Genomic DNA, 8841 nt, shown 5'->3' on the forward strand with positions numbered 1-8841 from the left:
CTGTGGGAGCGGCTTCAGCCGCGACGGGCCGCGCGCAGAACACGGCATCCGACGTTCCCCGCGGCGGCGCATCGCGGCGGCAGGCCGCTCCCACAAGGAACTTTCATGTTCCGGGTGACGGACGAGCCCCGGGCGTCCGGCTCGGTGCCCGGATTGCCGAGTGGACTCAAACGGCCAGCACGTCGCGCACGCGGTTGGGAAAATCGGTGATCAGCCCCGTCACGCCGGCCGTGATCAATTGGCACATCTGGTCCAGGTCGTTGCAGGTCCAGACGTTGACGCCGCGGCCGGCGGCGCGGACGGCCGCGATGCCCTGGGCGTCCAATTGACCGGTGACCGAGTCGAAGCCCAGCGAATCGTAATCGCCATAGCAGCCGGGATTGTAGGCGTCGGCATCCAAGAGCCGCAGATAGTCCGCGGGCCGGGCGATCCGGTCGCTGGTGAGGACGCCGGTGGGGATCACCTGGCTCAACTGACGCACGATCACCAACTGCTCATGGTCAAAGGAGGAGATCAGGACCCGGGTCTCCAGGTCCAGTTCCTGGACCAGTTCGACGGTCTCCTTGGCAAGCCCCGGGTACTGCCGCGGCAGAGTCTTGATCTCGATATTCACCATCATGCCGGCAGCGGCGGCCAGCTCAAGCGTCTCGCGCAGGGTCGGGAGCCGAATCTCGCCGGAGCCGTACTGTTTACGGTCCTCGGCGCTGACGAATTCGGCGATCTCGGCATCGCTCAGGGTTTGCAGGAAGGGCTGCCGCCGCGGCGGGGGCAGCGCAAGTTCCGCGAGGTACCAACTGCCGGCATCCAGGCGGCGCAACTCCTCGAAGGTAAAATCGGAGAGCAGATAGGGCGCGCGCCGGGGGAACTTCGCCTTGACATCGGTGCAGCGTAGCAAGTTGTCGTCGTGATGCACGATCAATTCGCCATCCCTGGATTGGTGGACGTCCATCTCGAACATCGGGCAGCCAAAGCCCTGGGCCTTGGCAAAGGAGGCGAGCGTATTCTCCGGGGCAAAGGCGCGGGCGCCGCGATGGGCGATGTTATAGACCTGGGTGGGCAGGCCGCCCGCGGCGCGCAAGGGATTCGATGGGGCAGTCATGGCGGATCTCCGGCAATAACTCGAAAACGATGGGAATTGGTCGCGGGGTCGCTCATCCCAAATCCGGCAATTGCTCTCACAAAGACACAAAGACACAAAGAAAGACAGATCATTGAAGGCGTTGACCCGATCAGCGCCCAGGTGATTTCCGCGACCGACCTATCGACCGGAGGCCGACGCTTTAGCGGGGCGGGAGTGCCCCGTCCGGCTGAAGCCTCGACCTCCGGTCGGTTGGGTGCGTACCACATGGCCTTGGTCATAACTCCGCCCGCCGACCTCGGGGCGCAGAGCGCCCAACACATGCGTGACACCGCTAGAGCGGTGTCACGAGGGGGTCGGCTGGGCGGACTTATGATCAAGGCCGTACCACATTATCAGAAATTCGCCTAAGGACTCCGCCCGAAGCGCTCAAAGACATAGCGGCTCATGGCCCTGGCCAATTCCTCCTCACCCAGAAAGACCTTGCCGGCGGCCTCGCGCTCCAAGAACCCCGCCGCTTCTTCGTTATGGGTCCGCACGACCGTCTCGATCGTGGGATTGAGCTTGCGGGCAACCGCGATCATCTGCCGCACGTCGAAGGTATCGGGGGTGGCTACGACCAGCATGCTCGCCCGCGCGCAATGGGCCTGGATCAATACCGCCGGGTCGGCCGCGTTGCCCGCGACGGCGGCGATCCCGCGGGCGCGCAGCCGCTCGACCGTCTCGCGGTTCTGCTCGGCGACGACATAGGGGATATCCTGCGCCTCGAGCGCGGCGCCGATGCGTCGGCCGACGCGCCCATAGCCGACCAGGACCACCTGTCCGGAGAGATACCGGTCCTTGGTCGCCATGGGTAGCTGGGCCAGCGGATCGACCGGCCGTTCCAGCCGCCGGGCCAGTGCGGAGCGGCGCCTGACCCAACCCTGCAGTGGCTCGACCGCGGCAAAGACCAGCGGATTGATGGCCATGGAGATCAATGCGCCGGCCACGATCAGGCTCTGGCCGGCGAGCGGCAGCAGGCCCAGGCTGACCCCGAGTCCGGCCAGGATGAATGAGAACTCACCGATCTGGGCCAGACTCGCCGAAACCGTCAAGGCGGTATTCAAGGGATAGCGGAAGGCGATGACCAGGGCGGCGGCGGCGACCGACTTGCCCAGGACGATGATGGCCACCACCGTCAGGACCCGCAGCGGTTGCTCGACCAGGATGGCCGGGTCGAACAGCATCCCCACCGAGACAAAGAAGAGGACGGCAAAGGCATCGCGCAGCGGCAGTGATTCCTCGGCGGCACGGTGACTGAACTCCGACTCACGCATGACCATGCCGGCGAAAAAGGCCCCCAGGGCGAAGGACACGCCGAACAGGGTGGCCGCCCCGAAGGCAATACTGACCGCCGCTGCCACGACGCACAGGGTAAAGAGCTCACGCGAACCGGTGCGGGCGACATACCACAGCAGCTTCGGGAAGACCCGGCGCCCGACCACCAGCATCAAGACGACGAAGGCCCCGACCTCGGCCAGCGTGATCCCGAGGGTCACCCATAGATTCCCGTGCCCGCCGCCCGGTGCCGTCCCGCCGAGCCACCCGGCCAGCGGCGGGAGCAGAACCAGCACCAGCACCATGGCCAGGTCCTCGACGATCAGCCAGCCCACGGCGATCCGCCCATTCATCGAGTCCAGTACGCCGCGCGCCTCCAGCGCCCGCAGCAGCACCACGGTACTCGCCACCGAGAGCGCCAAACCGAAGACCAGGGCGGCGCCCCAGCCCCAACCCCAACCCCAGGCCCAGGCCGCGCCGGCGCCCAGCGCGGTCGCGACGGCGATTTGCAGGAGGGCCCCGGGCAGGGCAATCTTGCGCACCGCCAGGAGGTCATCCAATGAGAAATGCAGCCCGACACCGAACATCAGGAGCATGACCCCGATCTCGGCGAGTTCCCCGGCCAGCTCGCCATCGGCGACAAAGCCGGGGGTGAAGGGGCCGATGAGGACGCCGGCCAGGAGATAACCGACCAGCGTCGGGAGCTTGAGGCGCACGGCCAGAAAGCCCAACACCAGCGCCAGCCCGAGGGCCGTGGCAATGGTCGTGACCAGCGGAAGACTATGGGACATGATTGACCTTCAATTACGGACGCGCAACGCCCCGCCGCACACGGTGCGATCGGCCGGCTGACCCGCCCCGCGCCCGCCCGGCGCCTCGCCCGCCGGGCCCATCCATCGCGCCAGATATGGAACCTGGTTGACAATAATCATTGCTAAGCAGCGCGGTTTTCCAAAGCGTCTAGTGCGCTGAAAAATAACAAATATACGAGACAATAGTTTACGAATTTCGGGTTGACTTTTATATCGTTATATACTAATAAAGTGATCTATGACCCGCCCCGACCCGCCAAGGGCCCCTGGACAGGTTTACCCCAAGGCCACGTCCGTCGTGGTCCACAAGTCCCCAATCACAGGTCTGCCGTAATGAATTATCTGACCCACCTGAAAGAACTGAGCCTCGCCGAGCTGGTGGCCGTCGCCATCGTGTTCACCGCGCCGATCGTCATTGCCTACAGCATTCTGAACTGAGGTCCCGCTACGCGTCCCCTGGGGTCCCACGCGATCGACAGGATCGCGGCGTTCTTGCGTCCGCAGGCGCGGGATGCGGTGGACTGCGCTGCGCTTGTCCACCCTAAGGCCTTGTCCGCCTTAAGGCCGGAATCCTGATCGAGGCCAGCGGCACCGGGTGCCGCCGGGTCCTATTCGCCTTGGGTTGGGTTGCGTTGCGGACCTTCCGCTGTCTGACCGGAGGCGTCCGCACCCGCTCCTTGCGCCTGGCCCCCCTCCAGCCGGTCCCCCAGCAGCCGCCGCACCACGACATAAAAGACCGGCACGAACAGCACCCCCAGCAGCGTAGCGCCGACCATTCCGCCCATGACCCCGGTGCCGATGGCGTGGCGGCTGTTGGCCCCGGCGCCGCTGGAGATGACGAGCGGGGTGACACCCAGGATGAAGGCGATGGAGGTCATGACGATGGGGCGCAGGCGCAGCCGGGCGGCCTCCATGACCGACTCATACAGGCCGCGCCCCGACTGGTGCAGGGTGTTGGCGAATTCGATGATGAGGATGGCGTTCTTGGCCGAGAGACCGATGACCGCGATCAGGCCGACCTTGAAATAGACATCGTTCTCCAGGCCGCGCAGCCAGGTGAATGAGAGTGCCCCCAACACCCCCAGCGGCACCACCAGCATGACCGCCGCCGGCACCGACCAACTCTCATAGAGCGCGGCGAGCGCCAGGAAGACCACGGCCAGCGACAGGGCGAACAGGATGGGCGCCTGCTTGCCGGAGATGATCTCCTGGAGCGAGGCCCCGGACCACTCGAAGCCGATGCCCGGCGGCAGCTCGGTGGCGACGATCCTCTGCATCGCCGCCATGGCCTGGCCGGAGCTGTGGCCGGGACTCGGGTTGCCGTTGATCTGGATCGCCTCGAAGCCGTTGTAGTGGTCGATGGCGGGCGGGGCCAGGGTCCAGTCCGCGCTCACCACCGAACTCAAGGGGACCATGTCGTCCAGCCCGCCCCCCTGGCTGGGGATGAAATAGCGCGCCAGGTCCTCGGGGCGGCTGCGGAAGGCGGCATCGGCCTGGAGCAGGACCTTGAGCACCCGCCCCTGGTAGTTGAAGTCATTGGCATAGACCGGGGCCAGCATGAGCCTGATGGCGCCATAGATGTCGGCGAGGTCGAGCCCCATGGCCTGGGCCTGGAGCCGGTCCACGGTGAAGCGGACCTGGGGTCCGTCCTCCAATTGATTGGGGCGCACCCCGGCCAGATCCGGGTCCTTGGCCGCGGCGGCGAGCAGCGTATTGCGCGCCTGCATCAACTGGGCGTGGCCCAGACCGGCGCGGTCCTGGAGCCGGAAGTCGAAGCCGCCGAAGCGGCCGAGCCCGCGCACCGTGGGCATGTTGACCACGAAGATGCGCGCCCCCTTGACCGCCTGCAGGGCGCCGTTGATGGCCGGGATAAAGGCCTTGATCTGCTCCGCGGGCTTGGTGCGGACATCCCAGTCCTTGAGCCGGATAAAGCCCAGGGCCACATTCTCCCCTTGGCCGACGAAGCTGAACCCGGCGACCAGCATGGCGCGGTCGACCGCCGGATTTTTCCGCAGTATCTGGTCCATCTCCTGCAAGACCGCGGTCGTGCGCTGCATGGTGGCCCCGGGGGGCAATTGCACGATGGCGAAGGCGTAGCCCTGGTCCTCCTCCGGCAGAAAGCTCGACGGCAATTGGGTGAAGAGCCAGCCGGCCAGGACCAGCAGTGCGGCAAAGGAGACCATCCAGCGCGGCGTGTGGCGGAGGGCCTTGGCGACGCGGCGCAGATAGGCCCCGGCAATCGCGTTGTAACCGCGGTTGAAGCCGCGCAGGAACCAATTGGGTTCATGGACGGGTTTGAGCAGGGTGGCACACAGGGCCGGGGTGAAGCTCAGCGCCATGAGGGCGGAGATGCCCATGGAGATGACGATGGTCAGCGAGAATTGGCGGTAGATGACCCCCACGCTCCCGCCCACCAGGGCCATCGGGATGAAGACCGCCGCCAACACCAGGGTCATGGCGATCACCGCCCCGGTAATCTGATCCATCCCCTTGCGCGCCGCCTCCTTGGGCGACAGGCCCTCCTCGGTCATGAGCCGCTCGACGTTCTCCACCACCACGATGGCGTCGTCCACCACCAGGCCGATGGCCAGTACCAGGGCGAAGAGGCTCAGCACATTGATCGAGAAACCCGCCAGGAACATGCCGGCAAAGGCCCCGGTGAGGGCCACCGGCACCACCAGGGTCGGAATGAGCGTGGCGCGCAGGTTCTGCAGGAACAGCAGAATCACCAGAAAGACCAGGACCACCGCCTCCACCAGGGTCTTGACCACCTCCTGGATGGAGATGCGCACGAACGCCGTGCTGTCATAGGGGCTCAGCCACGACACCCCGGCGGGCAGGTACTGCATCAGCTCGTCCATCTTGGCCCGCACCGCCGCGGCCACCTCCAGTGCATTGGCCTCCGGGGCGAGTTGGATGGCAAAGCCGGCCACCGAGTCCGCCCCCAGGTGGACATCGCGCCCGAAGGACTCGGCCCCGAGCGCGATGCGGGCGACGTCTTTGAGTTGAACATTACTGCCGTCCGGATTGGCGTGCAGGATGATCTCGCCGAACTCGTTGGTGGTCGTGAAGCGGTTGGCGGCGGTCACCGAGGCGGTGAAGCCCTGGCCGGGCAGGGCCGGCATGGAGCCGATATTGCCGGCGGCGACCTGGATGTTTTGGCCGACGACCGCCGCCAGGGCCGTCGCGGCGCTGAGCCCGAAGCCGCGCAACTTGTCGGGATCGAGCCAGATGCGCATGGCGTAGCCGGAGCCGAACTGGGTGGCCCCGCCCACCCCGGGGAGGCGCCGGATGGGGTCCAGAATCTGGGCCGTGATCAGGTTGTCGAGTGCGTTGCTGTCGAGCGCGGGGTCACTGGAACGCAGCGCCACCGCCATCAGGAAGTCGGCGTTGGCCTTGGCGACCACCAGACCGTTTTGCACCACGTCCCGGGGCAGGCGGGGCTCGGCCACACTCAGTCGATTCTGCACCTGGACCTGGGCGATGTCCGGATTGGTGCCGGTCTGGAAGGTCAGGGTGATCTGGGCCTGGCCGACCCCGCGCGAGACGGAGTCGAAATAGAGCAGGTCATCCACCCCGGTGAGCTGTTGCTCGATAACCGAGGTGACGGTCTTCTCCATGACCTCCGCGCTCGCCCCCGGGTAGGAGGCGGTGATGCTGATCTGCGGCGGGGCGATGGGCGGGTAGGCCGAGACTGGCAGGTTGAGTGCGGCCACACCGCCGGCCAGGGTGATGAGGATGGCGATGACCCAGGCGAAGATGGGGCGGTCGATGAAAAAGCGGGGCATGAGCTAGCTCGACAGTGTCGCGAAGGTCGGACCAGGGGGCGGCTTCACCGCCGGCGTTCCGACAGACGCGGAATAAACGGACAGGACTAACAGGATTTCGCAGGATTTACAGAAATATGATTGGAAGTGCGTTCGCATGATTTCCTGTCAATCCTGAAAAATCCTGTTGATCCTGCCCTATTTCCCGCTATTGGATATGGGCTTAGGCCCTTGCAGGACTCCCGGCGCCGCGGTTGGCGGCCCCTCGGCCTTAGGTCGGTCGGGGCCGGGCGCCGCGGCTGCCGCGGCCGACGGGGTGGGCGGCGCGATCCGCACCGTGTCCCCCGGCTTGACCTTCTGCAGCCCGGCGACGATCACCTGGTCACCGTCCTTGAGGTCGCCGGTCACGATCCACTCCTTGCGGGTCATACCGCGGCTCGTGACCCGGCGCTGGGCGACCTTGCCGGCGTCGTCCACCAGCAGCAGAAAGGCCCCCTGGGCATCCCGCGACAGGGCCGGCTGGGGCAGCAGAAAGGCCTGCTCCAAGGCTCCCGCGGTCAGGCGCAGTGTCACGAACATCCCGGGCAACAGGGCCTTATCGGGGTTGGGCAGGGTGGCGCGCAAGGACAGGGCACCGGTGTTCGGGTCCACCGCCAGGTCGGAAAAGTCCAGGGTCCCCGGGTGGGGATAGGGGGTGCCGCCCGGCAACAGCACCTCGACCTGGGTCTCGGCGGCCGACCTGGCCCCGGCCTCCGCGAGCTTACGCAGGTCGGCAAGCTCGGTCGGCGACTGGCTGAAGTTGACATAGAGCGGATCGATGCGATCCACCGTGGTCAGCAGGGTCGCGTCCCCCTGCCCCACCAGGGTGCCCTCGGTCACCAGGGCGCGGCCGGCGCGCCCGGCGATGGGGGCGGTGACGGTGGCAAAGCCCAGTTCGAGGCGGGCGGCATCGACATTGGCCCGCGCCTGCTTGACCGCCGCCGCGGTCGTACGCTCAGCCGCCTGGGCGGTATCCAGGTCTTGTTGCGACGAGGTTTTCTTCTCCCGCAACTCCAGAAAGCGCTTGGCGGTCAGGGCGGCGTTGGCGGCATCCGCCTCGGCCCGGACCAGGGCCGCCTCCTGGGCGTTGAGCGCGGCCTGCAGGCGGGCCGGATCGATGCGGAACAGGACCTGGCCCGGCTTGACGTCCGTCCCCTCCGTATAGACCCGCTCCAGCAGGACCCCCGCGACGCGCGCCCGCACCTGGGCCGAGCGGGTCGCCGCCAGGCGCCCCACCAGTTCCCGGGTGTTCGGCACCGCCTGGGCCTGGGCCGTCACCACCGCTATCTCCGGGATGGGCTTGGCCGCCCCCGGACCCGCGGCGGCCGACCCGGCCGGCTTGTCGCACCCGGCCGCCAGGGCCAAGCCGACAGCGAGCGCTATCCCGCGCAACAACTTAGACCTCATGGGAAGACTCCGAACGCGGGGGCTGGTGCCCCCGCCTGAATGGGTGGGACTGCGTTAGGCTCTTTGAAGGATCTCACGCGCGGGCGCGGAGATAGATGATTCGGTCTTGGGAGCCGACGGGGCCGAGTTGCCTATTCTGCCACTACCGGGGCTCGCGCGCAGATTCCCGGAGCATCGAGGGGTGCGATCCAGACTGAAGGTGAAGGACAGCGCCGGGCGCCGCTTCGAGCAGACCGTTGCGATCGCAGTGACGGGGGGCGGCTAGCCGCGGCCTCGGGCACGATCGCGGCCCACACCCTGGAGTCCAAGGCTTCAGCCTTGGACGTCCTCCGGCCTCCCCGATGCCGCGCCGACCCCAGGAATTCGCTATCCTTCCCCGCCTGAACACCCGGGGGCAGCCTTCATCGTTATTCCGGCTATC

The 8841-nt window shown here is 66.8% G+C and carries 4 protein-coding genes; all 4 read right to left on the minus strand.

Going from position 1 to position 8841, the window contains the following annotated elements; translation table 11 throughout:
* Window positions 1–166 precede the first annotated feature (166 nt).
* A complete protein-coding gene (locus QZY48_RS05380) occupies window positions 167–1099 on the minus strand; it encodes a glycerophosphodiester phosphodiesterase family protein (protein WP_295428728.1) in 933 nt (310 codons plus the stop codon).
* Window positions 1100–1485: 386 nt separating this feature from the next.
* Window positions 1486–3186 carry a YbaL family putative K(+) efflux transporter gene (gene ybaL / locus QZY48_RS05385; protein WP_295428730.1) on the minus strand — a complete coding sequence of 567 codons (1701 nt, stop codon included), beginning with the start codon at window positions 3184–3186 and terminating at the stop codon, window positions 1486–1488.
* A 629-nt stretch (window positions 3187–3815) separates the two neighbouring features.
* Window positions 3816–6995, minus strand: coding sequence for a multidrug efflux RND transporter permease subunit (locus QZY48_RS05390; RefSeq protein ID WP_295428732.1), 3180 nt, complete (start codon window positions 6993–6995; stop codon window positions 3816–3818).
* Window positions 6996–7172: 177 nt separating this feature from the next.
* Complete coding sequence (locus QZY48_RS05395; protein ID WP_295428735.1) at window positions 7173–8420, minus strand: efflux RND transporter periplasmic adaptor subunit; 1248 nt, start codon at window positions 8418–8420, stop codon at window positions 7173–7175.
* Between the last annotated feature and the right edge of the window lie 421 nt (window positions 8421–8841).

It is taken from the genome of uncultured Thiodictyon sp., assembly GCF_903828115.1.
Classification (GTDB): Bacteria; Pseudomonadota; Gammaproteobacteria; order Chromatiales; family Chromatiaceae; genus Thiodictyon.

What these genes read in the sequence shown, in the direction of transcription:
- QZY48_RS05380 (WP_295428728.1), bottom strand. Translation starts at nt 1,099, where the DNA reads ATGACTGCCCCATCGAATCCCTTGCGCGCCGCGGGCGGCCTGCCCACC.
- ybaL (WP_295428730.1), bottom strand. Translation starts at nt 3,186, where the DNA reads ATGTCCCATAGTCTTCCGCTGGTCACGACCATTGCCACGGCCCTCGGG.
- QZY48_RS05390 (WP_295428732.1), bottom strand. Translation starts at nt 6,995, where the DNA reads ATGCCCCGCTTTTTCATCGACCGCCCCATCTTCGCCTGGGTCATCGCC.
- QZY48_RS05395 (WP_295428735.1), bottom strand. Translation starts at nt 8,420, where the DNA reads ATGAGGTCTAAGTTGTTGCGCGGGATAGCGCTCGCTGTCGGCTTGGCC.